We start from the raw sequence: 26,511 nt of genomic DNA, 5'->3' as shown, positions 1-26,511 counted from the left end.
GCAAAGCCGTACGCACGCAATATCCCCGCGATGGGGAGTGCGGAGCCCTTGCCAGTCCACTCTTGATCGGGTGCTGAGGGAAAGGCAACCGGGAAGCGATCACTATGCTTATCGAACGGCACCGTTGGCAAGAGCGAACCTATCGGCGCTCCGGATCTGCGCCGGTGGATTGGCGGCCAATGCACGGACGGCTGCGTTGTTTGGTGACACGTGTGCGGGTAAACCTTCCAGCAGCGTAACACACGTCGAACAGGCAGGAGCGTCCATGGTCAGGAGCGACACGGCCCGCAAGCGCAGCGTCCGCCGCGAGACTTTCCAAGGGCTCTGGCCGTGGCCTGGCAACATATTCCTGGTGCTGTTCGGCGCCTGGGCGGCCTACATGGGCTACATCGCCGAGGCGGACGACATCCAGACCGCCTTCTACGGCCTCACCGGCGTCACCGCGCTGGTGCTGCTCTTGGGTCTGCGCACGATCGGCCGCACGCCGGTCGCCGCGCCGGAGCGTCCTGCGCGGCCGGGGCAGCGGACGGAGGAGGTCTCCTTTTCGCCGACCGGCGCCAACCGCCTGCCGCAGCCGGTCAGCCACCGCGCCGAAACCGGTGGCCCGGCCCGCACCACGCCGCCCTTTCCCGAGAACCGTCCCTTCGGCCCCAGCGTCGATGCGCTGATCAACCGCGAGAAGGCCGCCCGCGGCGCGCAGATCGCCAAGTTGGAGCACGCGCTGAACGAGCGCATCGGCCTCCTCGAGGCGCAGCTCGGCGAGGCGCCCGCGGGCACGCCCTCCGCGACACCGCCCGCGCTCGATCAATATCTGCGCATCGAGACCTTCAACGCCGCGATCAACGAGCGCCTTCTGCCGCGCATCAAGGAGATGATCACCGCGGCGCTGGACGAGCGCATGAAGGACGGGGGAACGGACGGCACGCCCGCGCTCGCCGGCGAAGTGGCCGCGCTGAAGACCGCCAACGAGACCGCTCGGCGCGAGATGGCCGATTTGCGCAAGGCGCTGTCGGCCGAGCCGGGTTCAGGTGGCGGGAAAGGCGGGCCCGCCACGGCCGCGCTGGCGCAGCGCCTGGAAGCGCTGGAGAAGGCCGAGGGTGCGCGTCGCAGCGAGCTGTCGGAGCTTACCGGTGCGGTCAGCGCGTCCGTGGCCGAAATGGGCCGCCATCTGCAGAAGGTGGACGATTTTGCCGCCCGTGTGAGCGGCGCTTTGGACGGTGCCGGCTCCGCGGCCGCCGAGGACGGTGACCGCACGCCCGCCGACGTCGCCGAGCTGCGCAACGCGCTGGCGATGATCATCGAGCAGAACCGTGAGATCAAAGCGCGCCAAGACCTCCTGTCGCAGCGGTTCGAGATCCCGGTTCCGGGCGACACCAAGCCCGCCGCCACCCCCGCCGCGCCGAAGCCCGCCAAGAGCTGACCTTCCGCGGCGCCCGCCGGCGCGATCGGACGAGCCGGGACGCGCAGGCGGGGACGTGCCGGCCCTGAGAACCCCCGAGCTGCGCGCGGTCTGTCGCAGCCGGTAAGAGCGCAATGGCCGTTGCGCTTCATGAGAGAAGGGGCGCCATCCTGACGGGTGGCGCCCCTTCTTTTGTTCCGGCGACGTGAAGGGGGCGCGGCGCCCCCCGTCTCCAGTCGGCGAGGATCTTCAGTGGGCGAGGATCTGGCTCAGGAAGAGCTTGGTGCGCTCGTGCTGCGGGTTGAGGAAGAACGGCTCCGGCGCGTTCGACTCCACGATCTGCCCCTGGTCCATGAACACCACCCGGTTGGCCACCTGGCGCGCAAATCCCATCTCGTGCGTCACGCAGATCATGGTCATGCCCGTCTGGGCGAGGTCGACCATCGTGTCGAGCACCTCCTTGATCATCTCCGGGTCGAGCGCGGAGGTGGGCTCGTCGAACAGCATCACCGAAGGGTTCATGCACAGTGAGCGGGCGATCGCCACGCGCTGCTGCTGCCCGCCCGAGAGTTGGCCCGGATACTTGTTGGCCTGCTCGGGGATCTTCACCCGCGACAGATACTCCATCGCGATCTCGTTGGCCTTCTTCTTCGGCATCTTCTTCACCCAGATCGGCGCCAGGGTGCAGTTCTCCAAGATCGTCAGATGCGGGAACAGGTTGAAGTGCTGAAACACCATGCCGACGTCCTTGCGGATCTCGTCGATCTTCTTCAGGTCCGACGTCAGCTCGATCCCGTCGACGATGATCTTGCCGGACTGGTGCTTCTCCAGCGCGTTGATGCAGCGGATCAGCGTCGACTTGCCGGAGCCGGACGGGCCGCACACGACGATGCGCTCGCCCTTCTTCACGGTGAGGTCGACGTTCTTCAGAACGTGGAACTCGCCGTACCACTTGTTCATGCCGACGATCTGGATGGCGGTCTCGTTGGAGACGGACATCGCGCCGACCGGCGCCTCGGAGGTGGGGGCAACGTTGGCCATGACGGCTCCTTAGCGTCGATCCGCCGCGCGCAGCCGGGTCTCCAGGAACATGGAATACCGGCTCATCGCAAAGCAGCAGATGAAGAACATGAAGGCGATGAAGATGTAGAGCTCCCAGACGATGCCGTTCCACGTCGAGTTCGACAGGATCGGCTTCATCAGCCCCAGCGGGTCCTGCAGGGCGATGATCGACACCAGCGTCGTGTCCTTGAACAGGCCGATGAAGGTGTTGACGATGCCGGGGATCGAGATTTTGAGCGCCTGCGGCAGGATGATGAGGCGCATCGACTGCCAATAGTCGAGGCCGAGCGCGTCGGCCGCCTCATATTGGCCCTTCGGCAGCGCCGCGAGGCCGCCGCGGATCACCTCGGCCATGTAGGCCGACGCGAACAGCGTCACCATGATGAGCACGCGCAGCACGATGTTGAAGTTGGTGCCGGGCGGCAGGAAGTAGTTCAGCAGCGTGGAGGCGACGAACAAGAGCGTGATCAGCGGCACACCGCGGATGAACTCGATGAAGATCGTGCAGATCGCCTTCAGGATGGGCAGGTTCGACCGGCGGCCGAGCGCCAGAAGGATGCCGAGCGGCAACGATCCGGCGATGCCGGTGACGCCGATCACCGCGGTGAGCAGGAAGCCGCCGAATCGGGAGGATTCCACCGTCTCCAGCCCGAGCCCGCCCCACAGGAGGAAGTAGGCGGCGACCGGATAGGCGAAGGTCAGCCACAGCCAGTAGGGGCGCGTCTTCTCGCTGCCGAAGACGAGGGCGAGGACGCCGAAGATCACCGCCGCGATGGTGGTCGGGCCGACGAGTTCGGCATTGCCGCCCGTCAACTCGGCATAGACGGCGAAGAGAGCCTTGGCGGCGAGGAGAACCCCCATCGCCACCGCGAGAGGGCGCATGGTGCGGAACAGCACCGGCACCATGGCGACGATGAGGAGCACCGCCGCAAGGTCCGGCCGCCACCTGAGGCTCGGCGGATAATAGCCGTACATGAACTGGCCGAAGCGCTCGTGGATCACCGCCCAGCAGGCGCCGGTGGCCCCTTCGCCGAAGGCGTTGGTGATGATCTCGCGGCACTCGCGAATGCTCTCGGCGTTCCAGACCGAGTGCAGCACCGCCCACTCGATCATGCCGGGCAGCATGTAGATGATCAGCGCGATGGCGAGCACCGTGACGATCGTATTGGAGATGGACGAGAACAGGTTCTGCGTCAGCCAGCCGAGCACGCCGGAGGAGGCGACCGGCGGCGGCTGAGGATCGTACTGCGTCTTGGCGACGTAGGCGACGGTCTCGGCGTGGGTGTCGCTCATGGCTCAGCGCTCCACCAGGCGGACGCGGTTGTTGTAGAGGTTCATCACCGCCGAAATGGACAGTGACACGATGAGGTAGAAGCCCATCAAGAGGAGGATGCACTCCATCTCGCGCCCGGTCTGGTTCAGCGTGATGCCGCCCAGCGTGCCGGTCGCGTCCATGTAGCCGACGGCGATCGCCAGCGAGGAATTCTTCGTCAGGTTCAGGAATTGGCTGATGAGGGGCGGAATGATCACCCTCAGCGCCTGCGGCAGGATGACGAGGTTCATCGCCCGGTTCGGCCGCAGCCCCAGCGCGAAGGCGGCCTCCGACTGCCCCTTGCTGACCGACAGGATGCCCGCGCGCACGATCTCGGCGATGAAGGCGCCGGTATAGAGCGAGAGGGCGACCCACAGGGCGATGAGGGAGTCGCGAAGCTGAATGCCGCCCTGGAAGTTGAAGCCCGCGAGCTCCGGCAGGGTCAGCGAGATCGGCCGGCCGAGCAGGAAGAAGGCGATGAGCGAGGGAACGATGAGAAGGCCGAGGCCGATGAGGAAGACCGGGGCCTGTTCGCCCGTCGATTCCTGGCGGCGCTTGGCCCAGGCGCGCACCATGAAGATGGCGGCGATCGACAGCGCGAAGATGATGAGAAGGATCAGCGACCCTTCGCCGAAATTGGGCTGCGGAATGTAGATGCCGCGGTTGGTGACCACGACCGGCCCGGTGTCGAGCCCGCGATAGTCGCGCGGGGAGGGCAGCGACGTGTTGACGATGGAGGCCGTCAGCAGGATCCAGATGAGCAGCGGAACGTTGCGGAAGGCCTCGACATAGACCGTCATCAGGCGGGCGACGAGCCAGTTGTTGGACAGGCGCGCCACACCGGCGGCAATGCCGATGATGGTGGCGGTGACACAGCCGAGGAAGGCGACGAGCAGCGTGTTGAGGATGCCGACGAGGGCGGCCCGCGCGTTGGACGAGCGGCTCGTATAGTCGATCAGCTGCTGGTTGATGTCATAGTTCGCGGGCTGGGACAGGAAGCCGAAATCGAAGGTCTTCCCGAGGGCGGCGAGATTTTCGATGGCGTTGTTGACGAGCCATGTGAGGCCCAGCATCAGCACAATCATGGCGATCGCCTGGATGGTGAGGGACCTGTAGCGCTCGTCGCGCCATAACATTTCGAAGCGGAAGGCGGGCGTCTCTGTGCTGGCGGCTACGGCCATACCGGTCTCCAAAAATGAGCCGGGCGCGGACCTGAGGTCCACGCCCGGCGACCGTAGAGCTTAGCGGAAGGGCGGGGCGTAGAGGATGCCGCCGTCCGTGTAGAGCGCGTTCAGGCCACGCTCGAGGCCGATCTCCGTGTCCGGCCCGAGGAAGGTGTCGAAGATCTCGCCATAGTTGCCGGTGGCGGCGATGGCGTTGACGGCCCAATCCTGGTCGAGGCCCATCATGGCGCCATACTCGCCTTCGGTGCCGAGCAGGCGGTTCACTTCCGGATCGTCACCGGCGGCGGACGCCATCTCTTTGACGTTCTCGGCGGTGATGCCCTTCTCTTCCGCGACGATCAGCGCGTTGAGCGACCAGCGCACGATGTCGCCCCACTCGGAGTCGCCATGGCGCACGGCCGGGCCAAGCGGCTCTTTGGAGATGATCTCCGGAAGGATCATGTAGTCGCCGGGGTTCGGATAGGACGAACGCGTGGCGGCCAGACCCGAGGCGTCCGTGGTGTAGACGTCGCAGGCGTTGGCGAGGAACTTTTCCTTCGCCTCGGTCTCGGTCTCGATCGGGACCGGCTCATAGCTCATGTTGTTGGCGCGGAAATAGTCAGCCAGATTCAGCTCGGTGGTGGTGCCGGTCTGGATGCAGATGGTCGCGCCATCAAGCTCGCTCGCCGAGGCGACCCCGAGCTCCTTGGAGACGATGAAGCCCTGGCCGTCGTAGTAGTTCACGCCGGCGAAATCGAGCTTCAGGTCCGTGTCGCGCGAGTAGGTCCACGTGGTGTTGCGCGACAACATGTCCACTTCGCCCGACGCCAGGGCCGTGAAGCGGGTTTTGCCCGTCAGCGAGACATATTCCACGTTCGGCTCGCCGAAGATCGCCGCAGCGACGGCCTTGCACAGGGCAACGTCGAAGCCCTGCCAATTGCCTGCACTGTCGGTGAAGGCGAAACCGGGGATGCCGGTGTTGATGCCGCAGCGCAACTGGCCGCGGGCCTTCACATCGTCAAGGGTCGCAGCATGCGCGCCACTGGCAACGCATACGCCAGCCAAACCGGCTGCAATCGCCAACTTGTTGAAATTCATGTCTTTCGCTCTCTCCTCAGAAACGCGACGACCTGGTGGGGCCGTTCTTGTTGCTATTGCAAAGCACGTGCCGATCGGAGACATGCCCATATCGCACGCCTGCATAGCAATTGCGCAGCATAGTCACGGTGCGATCCCACTGCCAACGCCCTGAAGGGAAATTAATATGGATGACGAGACCCCCAGCCGGCCGCCGCGCCGCGTTGCGACTACGCTGTCGCATGCCGGCCGGGACCCGTCGGCGTTCCACGGCTTCATCAATCCGCCGGTCGTTCACGCCTCGACGGTGCTGTTTCCGAGCGTCGCCGCCAACCGCAGCCGCACCCAGCGCTACACCTATGGAATCCACGGCACGCCGACGACGGACGCCCTGTGCGACCTCATGAACGCGCTGGAAGGATCGGAGGGAACGGCACTGACGTCGAGCGGGCTGTCGGCCTGCACCATCGCCCTCGCTTCGGCGGTGAAAGCCGGCGACCGCGCGCTGGTGACCGACAACGTCTACATGCCGACCCGCCGCTTTTCCGACAGCTTTTTGACCCGTTTCGGCGTCGAAATCGTCTATTTCGACCCGCTTGATCATGCCGCCTACGAGGCCGAACTCGCCAAGGGCGCCGCCGCGGTCTTCCTCGAAGCGCCGGGCTCGCTCACCTTCGAGATGAGCGACATTCCCTTCCTCGCCGCCAAAGCCAAAGCCGCCGGGGCGGTGTCGATGATCGACAATACGTGGGCGACCCCGCTCTTCTTCCGCCCGCTGGAGCATGGGGTGGACCTCTCCATCCATGCCGCGACGAAATATCTCTCAGGTCACTCGGACCTGCTCTTCGGCACCATCTCCGGCAACGGCCAGGCCATCGCCAACGTGCGCAAGATGGTCTCGGACTTCGGCGAGAATGTCGGCCCGGACGACGTCTATGCGGTGATGCGCGGCATCAGGTCGCTGAAGCCGCGCATGGCGCAGGTGGAGCACAGCGCCCGCAAGGTGGCCGAATGGCTGGACGCCGACCGCCGCGTCGGCCGCGTCCTTTATCCGGCGCTCCCCGGCGCGCCCGGTCACGCCCTGTGGAAGCGCGACTTCACCGGCGCCTCGGGCCTCTTCGCGATCACCTTCAAAGGCCGCACCGAGGAGGAGATCATGCGCTTCGTCGACAGCCTGGAGATCTTCGGCATCGGCGCGTCCTGGGGCGGGTTCGAGAGCCTCGCCACCATGCCCAAAGTCAACGCGGCGCGCAGCGCGACGCGGTGGCCCGAGGACGAACCGCTGGTGCGCCTCAACATCGGCCTCGAGGACCCGGACGACCTCATCGCCGACCTCGACCAGGCGATGGCGCACCTTTGATGCGCCCGGTCCGGCTCCCCAGGGGGCCGGACCGCCTCAGCCGGCGTCCGTCAGCGCGCCTTTACGCTCGCGGAAGATCAGCCAAAGATTGCGCGCATAGATGAGAAGGCCGGTGCCCTGACCGGCGATGAAGACCGGGTCCTGCCGCGCCAGAGCGTAGACGAATAGGATGCCGCCGCCGGCGATGGAGAAGAACCAGAAGGCCACCGGCACCACCGATCGCCCCGCCCGCTCGGAGGCGATCCACTGGATGATGAACCGCGCCGAAAACATCGCCTGGGCGAAGAAGCCGATGGCGATCCACACGTCGAACTGCTCGACGAAGACCTCGTGAAGCCACGTTCCGAGGCCCGACCACACATCAGCCATTTACGCTCTCCTGATACACTTCGCGCGCCTCCGGCCGCGATTTGGCGCGCCGCCGCAGCCACCACATGCCGAGAAGGTCCGGCAGCCCCACGAGGGCACGGTCGAGCACGCCATACTTGGATTGGCCGTGGACGCGCGGCCTGTCGGCGACGTCCACATGGCCGACCTTCCACCCCTCGCGCATGAAGAGGGCGGGGTAGAAGCGGTGATTGTTGTCGAAAAAGGGGATCGTCAGATAAGCGTCGCGCCGCATGGCCTTCAGGCCGCAGGCGGTGTCGCGCGTGTCGTCGGCCAGCATCGCCCGGCGCATCCGGTTGGCGATCTTGGAGACGAGCTTCTTGCGCCAGCCGTCGTGCCGCCGCGTGCGCTGCCCGGCGACGACGCCGATCGCCGGATCGGCCAGAAGCGGCGCCACCAGAGCGGCGAGGAATTTCGGATCGTTCTGTCCGTCTCCGTCGACGGTGACGAGGATACGCCCGCGCGCCGCCATCGCCCCCGCGCGGATCGCCCGCGACTTGCCGCCCGACACGGCGTGCTGCAGCACCCGCACATTGGGAAGGCCGGACGACAGCGCCGCCTCCGCCGTGCCGTCGCCGGACCCGTCGTCGATGACGATCATCTCGCACGGCTCGGCGAGCGACGAGGCGGCGATCTCGCGCAGCACGTCCGCGATCGCGCCCGCTTCGTCCTTGGCGGGAATCAGGATCGACACGACAGGGTCGGCGATGGCACTCGAGGTCTCGGCGCGGGAGGTCATGGCACGGTCCGGGGGAGGTGGCGGGCCGCTCGAAGAGGCGGTGCGGCAAGCGCCGTCTCTAGAGGCAGTTGTCCCGTGCGACAAGTGCACGCTTCGATCATGTCTGTATTGAGCGCGGGCAACCTGTGCCCGCGGCGTGCCGCTTTATGGGGCAGTGCGCACGAAAAGCGTCAGCCGCACCGGGTCGCCCTTGGAGATGTTGAAGCCCTCCACCACCGTTGGCTCGGCGAGCGTCACCCCCGCCGCAGCGGCCGCCTCGCGCACCGCCGGCGTCGTGCGCTCGCGCGAGACGATGACGACGCAGTCCTGTGCCGCCGCCAGCGCCACCGCCTCTTCGGGGCCGGTCAACATCGTGTCCGTTCCGGCGAGGAAGATCATGCTCGGCTCGTTGAACCCGCCGACGCTGGCAAGGCGCGGATGGGGGCAGCCTGAGACTTCCTCGGCCGCCGCAACCAGCGCCGGGCTCACCCACAGCGGCTTGATGTTGGGGACGATCATCCCCCACACCACCATCTGCGCGACCGCCGCGGAGGCGATGGCCGATCCCGCCACCCTGGCCGACAGCGCCGGGACACCGCGCCACAGGCAGACGCCGCCATAGGCGCCGATCGCCGCAGCGGCGAGGCCGATCGGCGTCGCCAGCGTCACGAGGTGGGCGGCGATGTCGAGCGGCTGTCCCACCGCGTAGGCCACCGCCGAGGGCGCGGCGAGCGCGGCGGCCACCATCCCCACCGGGGCGAGGCCGAGGGCGAGGGCCGCGAGGCGGCGCAGCAGCACCGGCGGCGTGGTGGTGGCGAGGACGGCGACGCTGGCGAGCGCGATCCCCGGCAGCAGCGGCAGCGTGTAGTGCGGCAGCTTGGTGGGCGTCGCCTCGAACACGATCCAGCCGGGGATGACCCAGGCCGCCGCGAAGAGGAGCGCCGCGCCGCGCTCCTTCCAGAACCCGGCGAGGCTGGCGATGGCGAACGGCGCCATCGGCCACGCCACCGCAAAGAAGAAGGCGAGGTGCGTCAAAGGCGGCGCCCAGTGCCCCTCTTGACCCGTAGCCGCCTTGCCGAGGAAGTCGGTGCCGAGCGCGGTGGTGAAGAAAGCGCCGTCCGTCGCCCGCCAGATCGCCACGAACCACGGCAGGCAGATGGCGGCCAGGATGACGAGCCCCGCCAGCGGCCTCAGGCGCCCGAACAGCCGCCGGTCGTCCAGCCACATCAGAACGGCGACGGTGAACACCGCCACCATCGGCGCGATCGGCCCTTTGACGAGGATGCCGAGCGCCAGGCCGATCCAGAAGGTGAGGGGGGCCGCCCAGCCTTTCGCCTTGTCGAGCCACACCCGCGCCAGCGCTCCTTGCATCAGAAGCACCGTGGCGAGGAGCACCGCGTCGGTCTTCGCAAGCCGCGCTTCCACGCCGAGGATCACCATCGCGCCGACGAGGCCGCCGACAACTGTTGCGGCGCCGAGCGGCAGGAAGGCCCGCGCCGTCCAGATCGACAGACCCACCGCGGCGATCGCCCCGAGCAGAGAGGGGATGCGGTAGACCCACAGCGGCGCCTCCGCCCCGTCGCCCGACAGCGCCACCGCGCCCGCCTGCAGCCAGTGGATGCCGATCGGCTTCTTGTGCCGCGGCGCCTCCTGGAAGCGGATGCGCACATAGTCGCCCGTTTCCACCATCTGCTTGGTGGCCTGGGTGTAGCGCGGCTCGTCCCGGTCCAGCGGCGGAACGCTCGACTGGCCCGGCACGAATGAGACGAGCACCAGGAGGACCAGCGCGAGGGCGGCCCACAGGCCGATCATGGACCCGTCCTGCGGGTGCACTCTATTCAAGGTCGACATGGAATGGCCTTACGAGGAACGGAGCGGGGACGGGCTCCGATAGCACGGGCACCGTCCCAGCGGGCGCGCCCGAGGCGGGCGTTGGAGCAACACTCCACAAGCGTTGCTCGCCGGGGCAGTAGCATCCACCGCGGCCGCCTGCTAGAGCCCGGCCCATGGCGGTCTTCGTACAAATCACCGATCTTCATTTGCGCCCTCCCGGCATTTTGACGCTAGGACGCATCGACACCGACCGCTTCCTGGTCGACGCCATCGACGCGATCAACCAGCGCCACAGCGAGATCGACGCCGTCATCGTCACCGGCGACGTCACCGACCTCGGCGAAGAGGATGCGTACAACCGGGCGGCGATGCTGCTGGCGCGCTTCGGCGCCCCGGTGATCGCGATCCCCGGCAACCACGATTCCACGGCGACCCTGCGCGCCGCCTTCGCGGCCTTCCCCGGATTCGCGGACGAGCCTGTGCCCGGCAAGGCGTGCCACGCCCACACCGTCGCCGGCGTCACCCTCATCGCTCTCGACACGTCGGTCGACCAGATCGCCGAGAACGTCCACCACGGGGAACTCGGCGAGGCGCAGCTCGCCTGGCTCGACGCCACGCTGAAGACCGCGGGGCCGACGCTCATCGCCATGCACCACCCGCCGTTCGAAAGCGGGATCGGCTTCATGGACGCGATCGGCCTCAACGACGCGCGCGCCTTCGCCAAGGTGCTGGCGCGGCACGAGAACGTGCTGCGCATCGTCTGCGGCCACGTCCACCGGACCATCGTCTCCGAGGTCAGCGGCGTTCCGGTGATGGCGATTCCGGGCGTGGCGCATCAGGTCTCCATGGCGCTCGACGAGACCGTTCCGATGGGGCTGGCGATGGAGCCCCCGGCCTACGGTGTGCATATCGTCGAAAATGGGCGCGCCGTGTCACATATCGGCTATGTTGAGCGATACGGGACGCCCGTCCTGTTTGAGAACAACGAGCCGGTGGCGAACGATGGATGAGCCTCAAGTCGCGATAACCGATGCCGACATCGAGGCGGCCGCGAGCCGTCTCATGGGCCGGATCGTCCGCACGCCGATGATGTCGTCCACGGTGCTGGACAGTGCCGTCGGGGCGCGGGTCTACATCAAGCCCGAATGCCTGCAGCGCACCGGGTCGTTCAAGATCCGCGGCGCCACCAACGCCATCGCCCGCATTCCGGACGGGACGCGCCAGCGCGGCGTCGTCGCCTGCTCCTCCGGCAACCATGCCCAAGGGGTGGCCGAGGCGGCGCGCGTCGCAGGCATTCCGGCGACCATCGTCATGCCGCACGACGCGCCGGCCATCAAAGTCGAGCGCACCAAGAGGTCCGGCGCCAAGGTCGTCAGCTACCATCGCGAGAATGACGACCGCGTCGCCATCGCCAACGGCATCGCGGCGGAAACCGGGTCCACCTTCGTCTCGCCCTACGATGATCCCGGCGTGATGGCGGGTCAGGGCACCGTCGGACTCGAGATCGCCGAGGACCTCGCCGCGCTGGGCGTGACGCCCGACCGCGTCATGGTGCCGGTGTCCGGCGGCGGGCTGCTGTCCGGCATCGCCACGGCGATCAAGACGCGCATGCCCACGGCGATCTGCCAGCCGGTGGAGCCTGAAGGGTTCGACGATACCACCCGCTCCCTCGTCAGCGGCCAGCGCGAGACCAACACCGCGCGCACCGGCTCCATCGCCGACGCGCTGATGTCGCAGCAGCCGGGCGAATTGACGTTTCCGGTGATGGCGCGGCTCGCCAAGCCCGGCGTCGCCGTGCCGGACGAGCTGATCTACCGCGCGATGGCCTTCGCCTTCCACGAGTTGAAGCTCGTCACCGAGCCGGGCGGCGCCATCGCCTTAGCCGCGCTCCTGGGCGGCCTGGTGGACGTCGAGGGCGAGACGGTGGTCGTGGTCCTGTCCGGCGGCAACGTCGACCCCGCGACCCTCATCCGTGCGCTGGACGCGTGACTGGCTGGATTTCTGACTCGCTGGATACCTGACCGGCCGGGCCGGTCAGGGGTGGGCCTGCCTCAGCCCCAAAGCTCCGCCGTGGGCGGGGAGACCACCGAGCCTTCATAGACGAGACCCGGCTCGCGGTCGCGGGCGAGCATCAGCGGGCCGTCCACGTCGGCGAAGTCGGCGCCCGGCGCCAGCAGCATGGCGGGCGCGATGCCGAGCGAGGTCGTCACCATGCAGCCGACCATGATCTTTAGCCCCAGCCGCTCGGCCTCGGCATAGGTCTTCAGCGCCTCGGTCAGCCCGCCCGTCTTGTCGAGCTTGATGTTCACCGCATCGTACTTGCTCGCCAGCGCCGCCAACTCTTTCGACGTGTGCGCGCTCTCGTCCGCGCACACCGGCACCGGGTGCGAGATCGTCGCCAGCACACCGTCGCGCGCGGCCGGCAGCGGCTGCTCGATCAGCGCCACCTTCGCCGCGGCGCAGGCGGACATGTTGATGAGAACGTTGTTCTCGCTCCAGCCCTCGTTGGCGTCGACGATGAGCGTCGCGCCCGGCACCGCGGCACGCACCGCGGCGATGCGCTCCGGGTCGCCGTTCGGCCGGCCGAGCTTGATCTTCAGGAGAGGACGCTCACCGGCGGCCTTCGCGGCCTCCGCCATCTCGTCCGGCTCGCCGAGGCCGATGGTGTAGGCGGTCGTCACCGGCGCCATCGTCCGGCCGATCCGGTCGGCGACGCGAACGCCGGTCTGCTTGGCCTCGAGGTCCCAGAAGGCGAGGTCGATCGCGTTGCGCGCCGCGCCCGCCTTCATCGCCTCCTGCAGCGCCTCGCGGGTCAGCCCGTCCGCCACCTGCGGCGCCAGCGCCATGATGTCGGCCAGCACACCCTCGACGGACTCGCCGTAGCGCGGATAGGGCACCGCCTCGCCGCGCCCCGTATGGGTGCCGTCCGAGATCTCCGCCACAACGACGCGGCTCACGGTCCGCCTCTCGCGCGCGATGGAGAAGACGCCGGCGATGGGGAAGTCCTCCGCCCGTGCGGTCAGGCGCATCACGCGAGATACTCCGCCGCCAGCGCGTCGACGATCGGCTCCACGCCGAAGCGCACCGGGTCGATGGTCGGAAGGTTGTGCTCGGTGGCCAGCTCGTAGAGCAGCGCCCGCGCCGCACCGTCCTCCAGCGCCGCCGTGTTCACCGCGATGCCGACCGCGTGGATGTCCGGGTTGGTGAGCTTGCCCATGGCGATGTTGGCCTCGATCACCTCGGCGATCGACGGTAGCGGGGTCTTCACGCCGCGCATCGTCGTGCGCGTCGGCTCGTGACAGACCACGAAGGCGTCCGGCTGAGCGCCGTGCAAGAGGCCGAGCGACACGCCCGCGAAGGACGGGTGGAAGAGCGAGCCCTGTCCCTCGACGATCTGCCAGGCGTCCGGCTCGGTCGCCGGCGTCAGCCATTCGGCGGCGCCGGAAATGAAGTCGGCCACCACCGCGTCGATCGCCACGCCGCGGCCGGAGATGAAGACGCCCGTCTGTCCCGTGGCGCAGAAGGTGGCGTTGAAGCCCTTGGCGTTCATGCCGGCTTCCAGCGCCAGTGCCGTATATTTCTTGCCGACCGAACAGTCCGTGCCCACCGTCAGCAGGCGCTTGCCGGGCCGCTTGGTGCCCTTGCCGGTGTCGAAGGACTGCTTGGACAGGCGCACGTCGATCAGCCGCTGGCCGGTCTTGGCGGCGGCTTCGGCGATCGCGGGAACGGAGGCGAGCGGCTTGTGGAGACCCGACGCGATGTCGAGCCCGGCTTCCAGCGCCTCGATGATCGACGTCACCCAATGGTCCGGGAGCACGCCGCCTGCATTGACGACGCCGACCACCATCGTCTTGGCGCCCTGGGCGGCGGCGTCGGTCGCGTTCATCTCGGGAAGTTTCGCGTCCGCCTTGCATCCAGGCAGCCGCCATTGGCCGACGCACCAATCGCGCCGCCAGTCGACGATGCCGAGGCTGGTTTTGGCGGCCAGGGCGTCCGGAACGTCGCCCAGAAACAACAGGTAAGGCCGTTCGAGTTCCATAAGCACGGCTTCCTTCTCGATAGATGCGGACTTTTCACGTGTTGCCGACATGATGCAACACGGACCCCGCAGGGTGCCATATGGCCCCGCGCGACCCTTCGCCTGATGACGAAACCGCGTGTTGGAGCTACCACCTAAAGCGACCACGCAAAAGACGAGATGATGGACGCGCACGCCCCATCCCCGACGCCGACGGTGAAGACCCACCGGGACGGCGACAAAGTCACCGCCACCTTCGCCGGGAGCTGGACCGTCAGCACCGCCGACGCGGCGGAGCGCGCCGTCGCGGCGCTCGACAAGGCGCTCGGCGGCCGCGGTACCGGGGCGGCGGACATCGTGTTCGACCTCTCCGGCGTCTTCATGGCCGACACCGCCGGCGCCTGGATCATCCACCGCGAGCGGGCCCGCGCCGAGTTCACCGGCCACCGGGTCGAGCTGACCGACGCCAGCCCGCGGGTCGAATTCCTGCTGGAGGAGATCGAGGCGCACATCCCGCGCATGCTCGACCGTCCGCGCCAGCCCTACGCCATCGTGCGCACCTTCAACAGCGTCGGAAAGACGACGGTGGAGGTGGGCCACGACCTCCTCGCCCTTCTGTCGATGCTCGGCGTGTTCGGCTGGCGGCTCGCCACCCTGTTCACCCATTTCCGCCGCCTCCGCCTGACCTCCGTCCTCGCCAACTTCGACCGCTCCTGCCGCGGCGCGGTGCCGATCGTCATGCTGATGAGCTTCCTCGTCGGCCTCATCGTGGCGCAGCAGGGCGGCTTCTATCTCTCCTCCTTCGGCGCCACGATCTTCGTGGTCGACATGTCGGGCATCCTCATCCTGCGCGAACTCGGCGTGCTGCTCGCGGCGATCCTCGTCGCCGGCCGCTCCGGCTCGGCCTTCACCGCCGAAATCGGCGCCATGAGGATGCGCGAGGAGGTGGACGCCCTCACCACCCTCGGCCTCGACCCCGTCGAGGTCCTCGTCGTGCCGCGCCTCATGGCGCTGATGCTGGCGATGCCCATCCTCGCCTTCCTGTCGGACATCGCCGCCATCGTCGGCGCGATGCTGATTTCGTGGTCGTCGCTCGGCATCTCGCCGGACGTCTTCCTCAACCGGCTGAACGAGGTGGTGACGCCGCTCGAGTTCTGGATCGGCATCGCCAAGGCGCCCTTCATGGCCCTCATCATCGGCCTCGTCGGCTGTTCGGAAGGCATGAAGGTCGGCGGGTCGTCCGAGTCGCTCGGCCGGCAGACCACCTCGTCCGTCGTCAAGGCGATCTTCCTCGTCATCGTGGTCGACGGTCTCTTTGCGATCTTCTTTGCGGCAGTGGGTATCTAGTGAGCGACGAAGACGACACAGCACCGATGGAGGAGACCGGACCGGACGGGAAGATGACCGTCCACCCGGTGCCGGCCCACCACGGCATCGTCGCCGAAGGCGGGACGAACGGCGGCGAACGGCGGCGCCTCGTGGAGCCGAGCGACGAGCACATCATCGAGGTGCGTGATCTCGAGGTGCGCTTCGGCTCCTTCTCGGTGTTCAAGAACCTCAACCTCGACGTGCGGCGGGGCGAGATCCTGGGATTCGTCGGCGGGTCGGGACAAGGTAAGTCGGTGCTGATGCGCACCATCCTGGAGCTGGTGCCGAAATATTCCGGCACCATCCGCCTGTTCGACAAGGACGTCGACGACCTCACCGCTCCGCAGCGCTCCCGCCTCAACCGGCGCTACGGCGTGCTGTTCCAGATGGGCGCGCTGTTCTCCTCCCTCACGGTGAAGGAGAACATCCAGGTGCCCATGAAGGAGCAGGGCGGCACCATGTCGAAGAAGCTCATGGACGAGCTCGCCCTCATGAAGATCGACATGGTGGGCCTGGCGCGCGAGGCCGCCGACAAGCTTCCGTCCGAGCTGTCCGGCGGCATGATCAAGCGCGCCGGTCTCGCCCGTGCGCTGGCGCTCGACCCGGACCTTCTCTTCGTCGACGAGCCGACCTCCGGTCTCGATCCGATCGGCGCGGCGAACTTCGACGATCTCATCGCCCGACTGCGCGATACCCTCGGCCTCACGGTCTACATGGTCACCCACGACCTCGATTCGCTGTGGAACGTGTGCGACCGCGTGGCGGTGCTCGCCGACCGGCGCGTCATCGTCAACGGCCCCGTGCAGGACCTCGTCGACTACGACCACCCGTGGGTCCAGGAATACTTCCGCGGCGTGCGCGGCGGCCGCTTCGCGGGCGTCCAATAATGTTCAAGTCTCTCGCGGCTGGCCGCCGCGCATTAAGGTGGGCCTTCTGATGGAAACCCGTGCCAACTACGTTGCGATCGGCATCTTCGTGCTCGTCGTGCTCGCAGGGGCCTTCGGTTCGCTCTGGTGGCTCTACAAAGCCTCCGGATCCGGGGCGACGGCGGTCTTGCGCATCATCTTCCCCGAGGCGGTCACGGGATTGTCCACCGGCGCCGGCGTCTACTTCAACGGCATCCGCGTCGGCGAGGTGACGTCGCTGGAGTTCCCGCCCGAAGGCGGCGACAACGTCATCGCCATCACCCGCGTGAACCCCACCGCGCCGATCAAGACCGACACCCAGGCCCAGCTCGCCTCGCAGGGCCTCACCGGCGTCTCCTATGTCTCCCTCGTCGGCGGTAGCGGCAGCGCCGTGTCGATCTTCCAGCAGGCGGAGGAGGAGGACAAGGTTCCGACCATCGAGGCGGCCACCAGCGCCTTCACCAACGTTATCGACACGCTGCAGAGCGTGCTCGGGCGGCTGGATTCCACCCTCGGCTCGGTCAACGACCTCGTCTCCTCCAACCAGGGCAACGTGTCGGACGTGGTCGCCAACGTGCGCACCATCACCGACAATTTCGCCCAGGCCTCGCCGCAGATCCCGGCCATGGTCGCCGACTTCTCCGCCGCCGCCAGCGCCATTGGCACCGCAGCGCCGCAGATCGCCGGCGTGGTGGAAAGTGCCAACGGCATCATCGGCGCGATCGACCCCGCACGCGTCAGCAACATCCTCGCCAACGTCGACACCTTCTCGGGTGAGCTTCCCGGCATCGGCAATCAGGTCACCGACATCGTCACCAACGTGAACGGTGTCGTCACGCGCGTGCAGGACGCGGCCGACACGCTGAAAGGTGCGATCCAGTCCGTGAACGACGTCGCCCAGGCGATCGACGCGGAGGCGGTCAACGCCATCCTCGGCAATGTCCGCACCGCGAGCGCCGTGGTGGCCGAGAAGTCCGCCGACATCGGCGTCTTCATCGACAACGCGACGCGCATCTCCACGGACGTCGCGTCGATCTCCGAGACCATCGCCCAGCGCCGCGAGCAGGTGAACGAGGCGATCGAGAATGCCAGCGCGCTGATCGCCGACGCGCGGGCCGCGGTCGCTGCCGCCGCCCCCGCCATCCAGGGCCTCGGCGAAGCGATCGCCGCCGTTCCGCCCGAGCGCGTCACCGGCATCGTCGACAACGTGGAGACCGTCACGCAGACGCTCGCCGGCCAGTCGCAGAACGTGGCGAGCCTCGTTTCCTCGGCGACGGAGGCCGCCAGCGGCATCGCCAGCGTGACCGAGATACTCTCCGGCCGCTCCGAAGCGATCGGCACGACGCTCGACCAGGCGTCCACGCTGGTCACCAACCTCAGCGAGGCGTCGGCCCGCGCTCCGGCCATCGTCGCATCCGCCGAGACGCTGCTGAACGACGCCGCCGCCACCGTGCGCGCGGTCGATGCCGAGCGCATCAACGCCGTGGTCGCCAACGTGGAGGGCTTCACCGCCACCATCGCCGGTCAGGGCCCCGCGATCACCGACATCATCGCGTCCACCCGCGGCACGACGGAGCGCGCGGAGGCCATCGCCTCGGCGATCGCCCAGCGCATGCCCGCCATCGGCAGCGCGATCGACGATGCGGCGGCGACCGTCGCCAGCGCCCGCAGCGCCGCCGACCGTCTCCCCGAGCTCGTCGCCGCGCTGGAGCCCGGCATCACCAACGTCTCCGCCGCCCTGTCGGCCGTCGACCCGGCCGCCATCGAGGCGATCATGGAGAACGCGGCCAGCCTCAGCGAAACGCTGGCCGGGCAGGGACCGGCCGTCGAGCGGATCATCAACCGTGTCGAGGGCGTGATGGTGGAGGCAAGCTCCATCGCCGCGGACCTGCGCGTGACGGTGGAGGGTATCGCCAGCCGGCGCGAGGCCATCAACGCGGCGATCGACAACGCCGCTGCGGCCGTCGCCAGCGTGCGCGAGGCCGCCGACCGTGCGCCTCAGATCGTCGCCGCGCTGGAACCGGGCGTCACCAACCTGTCGGACGCGCTGTCGGCCATCGACCCGGCGGCCGTCGAGGCCATCATGGGCAGCGTGCGCGGTCTCGCCGACACGGTGAGCGCGCAGACCCCGGCGATCGAGGCGATCATCGCCTCCACCCGCGGCACCATGGCCGAGGCCGAGGCGATCGCCACCAGCCTCTCGGCGCGCATGCCCGAGATCAGCGGCGCGATCGACAACGCCACCGCCTCCATCGCCGACGTGCGCCTGTTCGCAGCGCGCCTGCCGGAACTCGCCACCTCGCTGGAGCCCGGCATCGACAACATTTCGGCGGTGCTGTCGGCGATCGACCCGGCCGCCATCGAGGGCGTCGTCGCCAATGTGCGCACGCTGTCCGAGACGCTGGCGGCCAATGCGCCGCGGGTGGAGACGATCCTCGCCTCCGCCGACCGTTCGGCCACCAATGTGGAGACGATCACCACCCGCCTGACGGGCGAGATGGACACCGTCACCGCCATGCTGGACAACGCGAACGGTGCGGTGGCGGACGTGCGCACCTTCACCGCCACGCTGCCGTCGCTGCGCCGCCAGATCGACCCGGCCATCGACTCCTTCACCGAGGCGATGTCGGCGGTCGACCCGGTCGCGGTGCGCGCCATCGTCGGCAACGTGCGTGACTTCACCATCACCCTGTCCGACCAGCGCGAAACGATCGACAGCATCGTCGGCACGGTGGGCGCGGCGACGCAGCGGATCGACCAGGTCGCGGCGGCAGTGTCCGCCCGCTCTGCCGAGATCGGCAACGCCATCGACTCCGTGTCGAGCTTCGCCGGCCAACTTCGCGATGCCGGTCCGTCCATCGACGGCATCGTCGCCAACGTGTCGCGTGCGGCGAGCGGCGTGGCCGACACGGTGAGCTCCATCGACACCGACGCGATCAACGCGATCCTCGCCAATGCGCGGGTCGTGGCGACGACGGTCGGGGCGCGCGCCGGTGAGATCGGCACCGCGATCGACGACGCGGTCGCCGGGCTGAAGGACCTCTTCTCAGGTCTCAGCGGGACCGACGGCGAGGACGGCTTCGTGAAGGACCTGATGGCCCGTCTCGACCGGATCGCCGCCAACGTGGAAGGGGCTTCGAGCCAGCTCGGCGGGCTGATCAACCGGGCCAACGTCCTGCTCGGCACCGAGGTGGAGCGCGTCTTCGCCGGGGTGAACGGGGCGACCGCCTCCATCCGCGACGTGGCTGCTGCATTTGCGCCACGGGCCGACCAAATCGCCGGCGGCCTTTCCCGGTTCAGCCAGGGTGGTCTTGACGATCTGCGGGCCCTCCTCAATCAAGGGAGGAGTACTTTGCAAGCCATCGAGAGTGCCGTGTCGAGTTTTGACCGTGACCCCAGCCGCGTGATCTTCGGTGGCGATGACGCTCCGCGGTATTCGCCGCAACGCCGATGAGTAAAATTGTCCTTATAGTGTCGCTGATCGTAGCGGCAGCTCTCGCCGGCTGTGCCGGGGGCGGGAACAAGATCGAGGCGATTTACGAGCTGACGGCGCTCGACACCCCGCCGGTGTCGAGCGGCACCTCGGCCCAGATCCTGGTGCCGGAGCCGCGCGCCTTGCAGTCGCTGGCAAGCTCCAAGATCGCGGTGAAGCCCACCGCGATGACGGTCTCCTACTATCCCAACGTCGCCCTTCAGGACGACGCGCCGAAGGTCTTCCAGCGCATGCTTCTCGACACGTTCGAGAACACCGGCCGCGTCCACGCGGTCGGCCTGCCGGGCCAGAGCCTCCTCATCAACTACCAGGTGGTGAGCGAGATCCGCGCCTTTCAGGTCGAGACCTTCGCGGGCAACCGGGCCCGCGTCGTCGTGGCGGTGAAGCTCCTTAATGATTCCAACGGGCGCGTCCTGCGCACCGAGGTGTTCGAGACGGTGGTGCCGATCGGCTCCGACGCGGTGGAGACCGCCGCCGAGGGCATGAACGCCGCCGCCCAGCAGGCCGCGCTCGACATCGTCACCTGGACACTGGCCGCCATCTGATCGGCCGCACCCCGGACGAGGCTCTTTGAGAACGGCGTTTCGCGTGCGAAACGCCGTTCTGCTTTATATTGCAGGGTCTTAGATTCCCTCGCGCCTACTCACCCCATGTGCGGCGCAGCAGGTTCACCCAATTGCGGTGGCACAGCTTGGCGATCAGCGGCTCGTCGTAGCCGGCCGCCCGCATCGCCTTGCGCAAGGCGGGGAGGCGCTGCACCCCGTCCACCTCGCGCGGGACCAGCGCGCCGTCATAGTCCGAGCCGAGCGCCACGCCGTCTTCCCCCAGGATCCCCAAGAGATGGTCGATGTGGCGCAGCATCACCGGCAGCGGCACGTCGCCGTCCATCTTGCCGTCCTCGCGCAGGAAGGCGGAGGCGAAGTTGAGGCCCACCACACCGCCCGTCTCGGCGATCGCGGCGAGCTGCTTGTCGGTCAGGTTGCGTGCCGCCGCCGTCAGCACATGGGCGTTGGAGTGGGTGGCGACGATCGGCTTCGTGGTGCGCTTGGCGATGTCCCAGAAGCCCGCCTCGGTGAGGTGGGAGACGTCGACCATGATGCCGAGCGCAAGGCAGCGGTCGACGAGGCGCAGGCCGTCTTCGGTGAGGCCGGGGCCGGTGTCGGGCGAGGAGGGGAAGCGGAAGGGGACGCCGTGGCCGAAGCGGTTCGGCCGGCTCCACACGGGGCCCAGCGAGCGCAGCCCCGCCTCGTAGAGCACGTCGAGAACGGTGAGGTCGCGGTCGATCGCCTCCGCACCCTCGATGTGGAAGACGGCGGCGAGCTGGTCCGTCCCCAGCGTCTCCTCGATGGCGGCGGCGGTGCGGCAGATCCGGACCGCGCCGGCCTCCTGCAGAGCGGTGAGGATGGAGACCTGGCGCATCGTCGCCTCCAGCGCGTCCGGCTGCGGCACGGGGGGCGGCAGCGGCACGCTGTAGCGCGGGCGGGACATCGCGTCGAAGTCGATCGTGCCGCCGCCCGGCGAGGCGACCCAGACGGCGAAGAAGCCGCCGCCGAAGCCGCCGATGCGCGAGCGGGCGAGGTCGATATGGCCGGGGCCTGAGGCGAAGGTCTCGGCGGCGCTGGAGCGTCCGGCGGCGGCGAGGCGGGCGAGAACGTCGTTGTGACCGTCGAAGATGATCGGGCCGGTGTGGTCCATCAAGCTACTCGTGCAGGGCCGGCGCCGGGCGGCGCGCGGGGCAGGGACAGAAGGCGGCCGTCCCCCCGAGGGCGCGGCGGACGAAGGGAGGCGCCAAGGTGGCCCTCGGGGCGGGGGCCGTCAACGCGGGCGCGCCCTCTTTCCCGCCGCAGCCGGTCCGGGGCCCGGTTTTCCGGCCTGGCGGCGGCATTTGGTGCCTCGGCGCTATGGAGCCCGGCGGCGGCGGGGGTTAAGAGGGGCGCCACAGATCCAGCCACGTTCGCCACGCAGAGTCCCGCCATGTTCGACATTCGCGCCGTCCGCGACGATCCCGACGCCTTCGACGCCGCCCTGGCCAAGCGCGGCGCCGAGCCTGCCGCCGCCCGCCTCATCGCCCTGGACGAAAGGCGTCGCGCCATCGTCTCGGCATTGCAGGAGGCGCAGACCGCCCGCAACACCGCCTCCAAGGCCATCGGCAAGGCGAAAGCCGCCAAGGACGAGGCGGAGGCCCAGCGCCTGATGAGCGAGGTGGCGGGGCTGAAGTCGACCATCCAGTCCGGCGAGGAGGAGGAGCGCACGGTCAGCGCCGCGCTCCAGGCCGAGCTCGCGTCGCTCCCCAACATGCCGCTTCCCGAGGTGCCCGTGGGGGCCGACGAGAGCGACAACGTGGAGCTGCGCCGCGTCGGCACTCCGCCCGCGTTCGACTTCGCGCCCAAGGAGCACGACGCGCTGGGCGAGGGGCTCGGCCTGATGGACTTCGAGCGCGCCGGCAAGCTCGCCGGTTCGCGCTTCACCATCCTGACCGGCAAGCTCGCCCGGCTGGAGCGCGCGCTCGGCCAGTTCATGATCGACACCCACACCGGCGCGCACGGCTACACAGAGGTCTCCCCGCCGCTGCTGGTGCGGGACGCGGCGCTCTTCGGCACCGCCCAGCTTCCGAAATTCGCCGACGATCTCTTCAAGACCACCGACGACCGCTGGCTGATCCCGACGGCGGAGGTGCCGCTCACCAACCTCGTCGCCGGGGAGATCCTGGACGGGCGCCAGCTTCCCCTTCGCGTCACCGCGCTGACGCCGTGCTTCCGCTCCGAGGCGGGCTCCGCGGGGCGGGACGTGCGCGGCATGCTGCGCCAGCACCAGTTCTCCAAGTGCGAGCTGGTTTCGATCACCACGGCCGAGCAGTCGCTGGACGAGCAGGAGCGCATGACGGAGTGCGCCGAGGCGATCCTGAAGGCGCTGGGCCTCGCCTACCGCGTCGTCACCCTGTCGACGGGCGACCTCGGCTTCGGCGCGCGGCGCACCTACGACATCGAGGTGTGGCTGCCGGGGCAGAACACCTATCGCGAGATCTCGTCCTGCTCGGTCTGCGGCGACTTCCAGGCCCGGCGCATGAACGCGCGCTACCGGCCGGAGCCGGACGCGTCGCCGGTCTTCGTCCACACGCTCAACGGGTCGGGCGTCGCGGTGGGGCGCGCTCTCATCGCGGTGATGGAGAACTACCAGGAGGCGGACGGGTCGATCCGCGTGCCAGACGTGCTCGTGCCCTATACGGGGTTCGAGCGGCTCGAGGCGAAGTAGGCCCGCGATGACGCCGGACGAGGAGGCGATCGCACGGGCCGAGCTTCTGATGGACCTCAGGCGGCAGAACGTCGCCGGCTACAAGGTGCTGGCCGCGCTGGAGACGGTGCCGCGCTCGCTCTTCCTCGCCGCGCCCCACAAGGGGCTCGCCTATGCCGACAGGCCGGCGCCGATCGAGTGCGGCCAGACCGTCTCGCAGCCCGGCCTGGTGGCGCGCATGACCGAGGCGCTGGAGCTGAAGCCGGACAGCCGCGTTCTGGAGATCGGCACCGGGTCCGGATACCAGACGGCGGTTCTCGCGCGGCTGTGCCGTCACGTCTACTCGGTGGAGCGCTACAGGCTGCTGTCGGACCTCGCGCGTGAGCGGCTGACGGTGCTGAAGGTGGCCAATGTCAGCCTGATGGTGGGGGACGGTCACGAGGGGTGGGAGGCGCATGCGCCATTCGACCGCATCATCGTGACGGCGGCGGCCCCGGCGATCCCCGAGGCGCTGGTGGAACAGCTTGCGCCGGACGGCATCCTGGTGGCTCCGGTGGGGCCTGACGGAGCGGTTCAGGAGCTGTTGAAATGCCGTAAATCGATCGACGGACTTATCGGCGAAAGACTTGCCGATGTTCGGTTCGTCCCTTTAATTCCGGGGATTGCAGGGCGGCTGTGACACGGCCGCAACAGGCCCTTCGCCGAATGGCCGAGGGCGCCGCCGAGGCCCCCGAATCGGCGCTTTGAGACGGCAAATTTAAGACCTCGGTAACGTCCATCACGCCCTTATGGGGCCATCCAAATTTAGCGCGGAAGGGTGCGAGTGATGCGCGGACGGATCGCGAGCTGCCGAAAGATTCACGCCTTCAGGATCGGCTTCGTGGTGAGCATCGCCGCGTTGGCGGCGGGGTGCTCCGGCAGCGGCATCAACGTGCCCGGCGCCTCCCTGTTTGCGGCGAACAACCCGCCCGAGCAGACGGGCGCCATCGAATCGCGCGACCTCAACCCGATCGGCACCGGGCCGACCGCTTATGCGGCGACGCCCATCACCACGCCCGCCTCGCTGCGGCAGCGCGGCTGGAGCGTGGAGGGGGCGCCGATCGTCGAGGTGTCGGCGGGCGACACGGCGATGACCTTGTCGCAGGGCTTCAACGTTCCGGTCGAGGTGATTTTGGAGGCCAACGGTCTCTCCACGGCGCAGCAGATTCAGCCCGGATCGCGCGTCGTCATCCCGACCTATGTGCGGATCGACCAGCCGTCGACGACGCCGAATTTCGGCCCGGCCTCCGTGCCTGCGGTGGCGAGCGCGGCGCCGGGCCAGCCGGGCTTCACCGTCGCGGCGGGCACCGGCCAGCAGATGGCGACGGCGCAGACCGGTCTCGGCGACGGGGCTCCCGGTCTCGGCACGCCGCCGCAGACCTTGAGCGAGCAGGCCGCGGGGACGCGCCACGAAGTGCGCGCCGGTGAGACGCTCTATTCCATCGCCCGCACCTACAACGTGCCGCACACCGAGATTGCGGCGCTGAACGGCATCGACCCGAACACGATGGTGCAGACCGGCCAGGTGCTGCGCATTCCCGGCAAGGGCGGCCCGGCGGCGACGCAGGTGGCCGTTCTGACCCCGTCCCAGACGCCGCCGGTGGTGAGCGACGCCGATCCGGCGATGGGTCAGCCGCAGGCCCCGGCCGTGGCGGCTCCCTCCGCCCCGGTGACGCCGGCGCCGCAGCAGGCGGCGGTGACGACGGAGGCCCCCGCCGCGACGCAAGGCGCGTCCGGCTTCCGCTGGCCGCTGCGCGGGGCGATCGTCGCCGGCTTCGGCAAGCAGGCGGACGGCGAGCGCAACGACGGCATCAACCTCGCCGCCCCCGCGGGCACCCCGGTGCAGGCGGCCGAGAACGGCAAGGTGATCTATGCCGGCAACGAGCTGGAGGGTTACGGCAACCTCGTCCTCATCCAGCACGCCGACGACTGGGTGTCGGCCTATGCGCACAATTCCACGCTGATGGTGTCGCGCGGTGACACGGTGCAGCGGGGCCAGACCATCGCCGCGGTCGGCAACACCGGCTCGGTGCAGCAGCCGCAGCTTCACTTCGAGCTGCGCCGCGGCTCCACCCCGGTCGACCCGCTGCCGCATCTGTCGGGCGCCTGAGCGGCGGCCGAGCGGCGCACGAACGGCCGCCAAAAAAGGCGGCGCCCCAGGGCGCCGCCTTTTTTCGTTGCATCGGGTTTGGTGACGGGGGCGCGGCTCAGAGCGCGATGCGAACGCCGGAGCGGCCGGCGAGGTCCTGCACGAACTGCCACGCCACGCGGCCGGAGCGCGAGCCGCGGGTGGTCGACCATTCCAGCGCATCGCGGCGCAGGGCGTCGGCCTCCACAGGGATGGCGAAATGTTCGACGTAGCCGTTCACCATGGCGAGATAGTCGTCCTGGGTGCACTTGTGGAAGCCGAGCCAGAGGCCGAAGCGGTCCGACAGCGACACCTTCTCCTCCACCGCATCGCCGGGGTTGATCGCCGTGCCGCGCTCGTTCTCCAGCATGTCGCGCGAGAGGATGTGGCGCCGGTTGGAGGTGGCGTAGAAGAGGACGTTGTCCGGCCGGCCCTCGATGCCGCCGTCCAGCACCGCCTTCAGCGATTTGTAGGAGGTCTCACCGGCATCGAACGAGAGATCGTCGCACAGGATGATGAAGCGGTAGGGGGCCGGACGCAGGACCGACATCAAGGTGGGCAGGGCGGCGATGTCCTCGCGGTGGATTTCGACGAGCTTCAGCCCGTCGAGCTCGGCATGGACGGCCTTCACCAGCGAGGATTTGCCCATGCCGCGCGCGCCCCAGAGGAGGGCGTTGTTAGCGGGCAGCCCTTCGGCGAAGCGGCGGGTGTTGTCGTAGAGCCGGTCGCGGTTGGCGTCGATGCCCTTCAGCGCGGTGAGGCCGACGCGGCTGACCTTGGGCACGGCGACGAGGCGGCCGCGCTCGGCCTGCCAGAGGAAGGCGTCGGCGGCGTCGAAGTCGGGGGCCGGCGCCTCGGGCGGGGCCATGCGCTCCAGGACGCGGATCAGCGTGTCCAGGCGGGAGAGGAGGGCGTCGTTCGTCATTCGTTGTCTTTCGCGGCTGAGGCGCGTGGGGGTGGGCGCAGCAAAGGGGGGCGGGCCTGCGGGGACCCGCGGCTGTGCCCTTGTCCGGTTAAG

Annotated in this window: 22 protein-coding genes; 11 read left to right on the top strand and 11 right to left on the bottom strand. The window is 68.6% G+C overall.

Annotated elements, in window-relative coordinates; all coding sequences use genetic code 11:
- Nucleotides 1-265 precede the first annotated feature (265 nt).
- Nucleotides 266-1,420 (top strand): hypothetical protein, encoded by a 1,155-nt coding sequence (locus BIX52_RS01450; RefSeq protein WP_075219235.1) that lies wholly within the window; start codon nt 266-268, stop codon nt 1,418-1,420.
- Nucleotides 1,421-1,648: 228 nt separating this feature from the next.
- On the opposite strand, the gene BIX52_RS01445 is transcribed toward BIX52_RS01450, so the two are convergent.
- The 4 genes from BIX52_RS01445 to BIX52_RS01430 are packed head-to-tail and all read right to left on the bottom strand — an operon-like array spanning nt 1,649 to nt 6,034.
- Nucleotides 1,649-2,398 (bottom strand): amino acid ABC transporter ATP-binding protein, encoded by a 750-nt coding sequence (locus tag BIX52_RS01445; protein WP_171973576.1) that lies wholly within the window; start codon nt 2,396-2,398, stop codon nt 1,649-1,651.
- Between the two features lie 51 nt (nt 2,399-2,449).
- Nucleotides 2,450-3,754 (bottom strand): amino acid ABC transporter permease, encoded by a 1,305-nt coding sequence (locus BIX52_RS01440; protein WP_075219233.1) that lies wholly within the window; start codon nt 3,752-3,754, stop codon nt 2,450-2,452.
- Between the two features lie 3 nt (nt 3,755-3,757).
- Nucleotides 3,758-4,954 carry an amino acid ABC transporter permease gene (locus BIX52_RS01435; protein ID WP_075219232.1) on the bottom strand — a complete coding sequence of 399 codons (1,197 nt, stop codon included), beginning with the start codon at nt 4,952-4,954 and terminating at the stop codon, nt 3,758-3,760.
- A gap of 60 nt (nt 4,955-5,014) precedes the next feature.
- Nucleotides 5,015-6,034, bottom strand: a complete 1,020-nt coding sequence (locus tag BIX52_RS01430; RefSeq protein WP_075219231.1) for an amino acid ABC transporter substrate-binding protein — start codon at nt 6,032-6,034, stop codon at nt 5,015-5,017.
- 166 nt (nt 6,035-6,200) lie between these two features.
- Here BIX52_RS01430 and metC point away from each other — a divergent pair, with 166 nt between their 5' ends.
- Nucleotides 6,201-7,373: a cystathionine beta-lyase gene (gene metC / locus BIX52_RS01425; RefSeq protein WP_075219230.1), complete on the top strand. Its 1,173-nt coding sequence runs from the start codon at nt 6,201-6,203 to the stop codon at nt 7,371-7,373.
- Nucleotides 7,374-7,409: 36 nt separating this feature from the next.
- Here the strand turns inward: metC and BIX52_RS01420 are convergent, their stop codons facing one another.
- The 3 genes from BIX52_RS01420 to BIX52_RS01410 all read right to left on the bottom strand — a co-directional run bounded on the left by BIX52_RS01420 (nt 7,410) and on the right by BIX52_RS01410 (nt 10,329).
- Complete coding sequence (locus BIX52_RS01420; RefSeq protein WP_075219229.1) at nt 7,410-7,742, bottom strand: lipid-A-disaccharide synthase N-terminal domain-containing protein; 333 nt, start codon at nt 7,740-7,742, stop codon at nt 7,410-7,412.
- On the bottom strand, nt 7,735-8,499 hold the full coding sequence (locus tag BIX52_RS01415) for a glycosyltransferase family 2 protein (protein WP_075219228.1): 765 nt from the start codon (nt 8,497-8,499) through the stop codon (nt 7,735-7,737). The genes BIX52_RS01420 and BIX52_RS01415 overlap by 8 nt, the downstream gene beginning before the upstream one ends.
- 144 nt (nt 8,500-8,643) lie before the next feature.
- Nucleotides 8,644-10,329, bottom strand: a complete 1,686-nt coding sequence (locus tag BIX52_RS01410; protein ID WP_211098139.1) for an ArnT family glycosyltransferase — start codon at nt 10,327-10,329, stop codon at nt 8,644-8,646.
- Nucleotides 10,330-10,484: 155 nt separating this feature from the next.
- Here BIX52_RS01410 and BIX52_RS01405 point away from each other — a divergent pair, with 155 nt between their 5' ends.
- Both BIX52_RS01405 and BIX52_RS01400 read left to right on the top strand, forming a co-directional pair.
- A complete protein-coding gene (locus BIX52_RS01405; RefSeq protein WP_075219227.1) occupies nt 10,485-11,321 on the top strand; it encodes a phosphodiesterase in 837 nt (278 codons plus the stop codon).
- Entirely contained in the window at nt 11,314-12,300 is a 987-nt protein-coding gene (locus tag BIX52_RS01400; RefSeq protein WP_075219226.1) for a threonine ammonia-lyase, read from the top strand. Before BIX52_RS01405 ends, BIX52_RS01400 begins: the two co-directional genes overlap by 8 nt.
- A 62-nt stretch (nt 12,301-12,362) precedes the next feature.
- Here BIX52_RS01400 and dgcA read toward each other — a convergent pair whose 3' ends face one another.
- Both dgcA and dgcN read right to left on the bottom strand, forming a co-directional pair.
- A complete protein-coding gene (dgcA, locus tag BIX52_RS01395) occupies nt 12,363-13,340 on the bottom strand; it encodes an N-acetyl-D-Glu racemase DgcA (RefSeq protein ID WP_075219225.1) in 978 nt (325 codons plus the stop codon).
- Nucleotides 13,340-14,350, bottom strand: a complete 1,011-nt coding sequence (gene dgcN, locus BIX52_RS01390; protein ID WP_075219224.1) for an N-acetyltransferase DgcN — start codon at nt 14,348-14,350, stop codon at nt 13,340-13,342. The genes dgcA and dgcN overlap by 1 nt, the downstream gene beginning before the upstream one ends.
- 159 nt (nt 14,351-14,509) lie before the next feature.
- On the opposite strand from dgcN, the gene BIX52_RS01385 reads away from it, so the two are divergent.
- From BIX52_RS01385 to BIX52_RS01370, 4 genes are read left to right on the top strand one after another with little or no spacing between them, the layout of a single operon-like run.
- Nucleotides 14,510-15,676: an ABC transporter permease gene (locus tag BIX52_RS01385; RefSeq protein WP_245803081.1), complete on the top strand. Its 1,167-nt coding sequence runs from the start codon at nt 14,510-14,512 to the stop codon at nt 15,674-15,676.
- A gap of 53 nt (nt 15,677-15,729) precedes the next feature.
- Nucleotides 15,730-16,584 (top strand): ABC transporter ATP-binding protein, encoded by an 855-nt coding sequence (locus BIX52_RS01380; protein ID WP_083660048.1) that lies wholly within the window; start codon nt 15,730-15,732, stop codon nt 16,582-16,584.
- Nucleotides 16,585-16,633: 49 nt separating this feature from the next.
- Nucleotides 16,634-20,056: an MlaD family protein gene (locus BIX52_RS01375; protein WP_075219223.1), complete on the top strand. Its 3,423-nt coding sequence runs from the start codon at nt 16,634-16,636 to the stop codon at nt 20,054-20,056.
- Nucleotides 20,053-20,640 carry an ABC-type transport auxiliary lipoprotein family protein gene (locus tag BIX52_RS01370; RefSeq protein ID WP_083659924.1) on the top strand — a complete coding sequence of 196 codons (588 nt, stop codon included), beginning with the start codon at nt 20,053-20,055 and terminating at the stop codon, nt 20,638-20,640. The genes BIX52_RS01375 and BIX52_RS01370 overlap by 4 nt, the downstream gene beginning before the upstream one ends.
- A 94-nt stretch (nt 20,641-20,734) precedes the next feature.
- Here the strand turns inward: BIX52_RS01370 and BIX52_RS01365 are convergent, their stop codons facing one another.
- Entirely contained in the window at nt 20,735-21,790 is a 1,056-nt protein-coding gene (locus BIX52_RS01365; protein ID WP_075219222.1) for a dipeptidase, read from the bottom strand.
- A gap of 279 nt (nt 21,791-22,069) precedes the next feature.
- Between BIX52_RS01365 and serS the strand changes: the two genes are divergently transcribed.
- The 3 genes from serS to BIX52_RS01350 all read left to right on the top strand — a co-directional run bounded on the left by serS (nt 22,070) and on the right by BIX52_RS01350 (nt 25,475).
- The gene (gene serS / locus BIX52_RS01360; protein WP_075219221.1) at nt 22,070-23,347 is read left to right on the top strand and encodes a serine--tRNA ligase; all 1,278 of its coding nucleotides are present in this window, start codon (nt 22,070-22,072) and stop codon (nt 23,345-23,347) included.
- 7 nt (nt 23,348-23,354) lie between these two features.
- Nucleotides 23,355-24,005 carry a protein-L-isoaspartate(D-aspartate) O-methyltransferase gene (locus tag BIX52_RS01355; protein ID WP_075219220.1) on the top strand — a complete coding sequence of 217 codons (651 nt, stop codon included), beginning with the start codon at nt 23,355-23,357 and terminating at the stop codon, nt 24,003-24,005.
- A 201-nt stretch (nt 24,006-24,206) separates the two neighbouring features.
- The gene (locus tag BIX52_RS01350) at nt 24,207-25,475 is read left to right on the top strand and encodes a peptidoglycan DD-metalloendopeptidase family protein (RefSeq protein ID WP_170126384.1); all 1,269 of its coding nucleotides are present in this window, start codon (nt 24,207-24,209) and stop codon (nt 25,473-25,475) included.
- 97 nt (nt 25,476-25,572) lie between these two features.
- On the opposite strand, the gene BIX52_RS01345 is transcribed toward BIX52_RS01350, so the two are convergent.
- Nucleotides 25,573-26,418 (bottom strand): ATP-binding protein, encoded by an 846-nt coding sequence (locus BIX52_RS01345; protein ID WP_075219218.1) that lies wholly within the window; start codon nt 26,416-26,418, stop codon nt 25,573-25,575.
- Nucleotides 26,419-26,511: the final 93 nt, after the last annotated feature.

Origin of the sequence: Acuticoccus yangtzensis (genome assembly GCF_001927245.1) — a bacterium.
GTDB classification, from domain to species: domain Bacteria; phylum Pseudomonadota; class Alphaproteobacteria; order Rhizobiales; family Amorphaceae; genus Acuticoccus; species Acuticoccus yangtzensis.
Note: the sequence above shows the minus strand (reverse complement) of the source record. Positions and strands in the feature narration are given on the sequence as shown.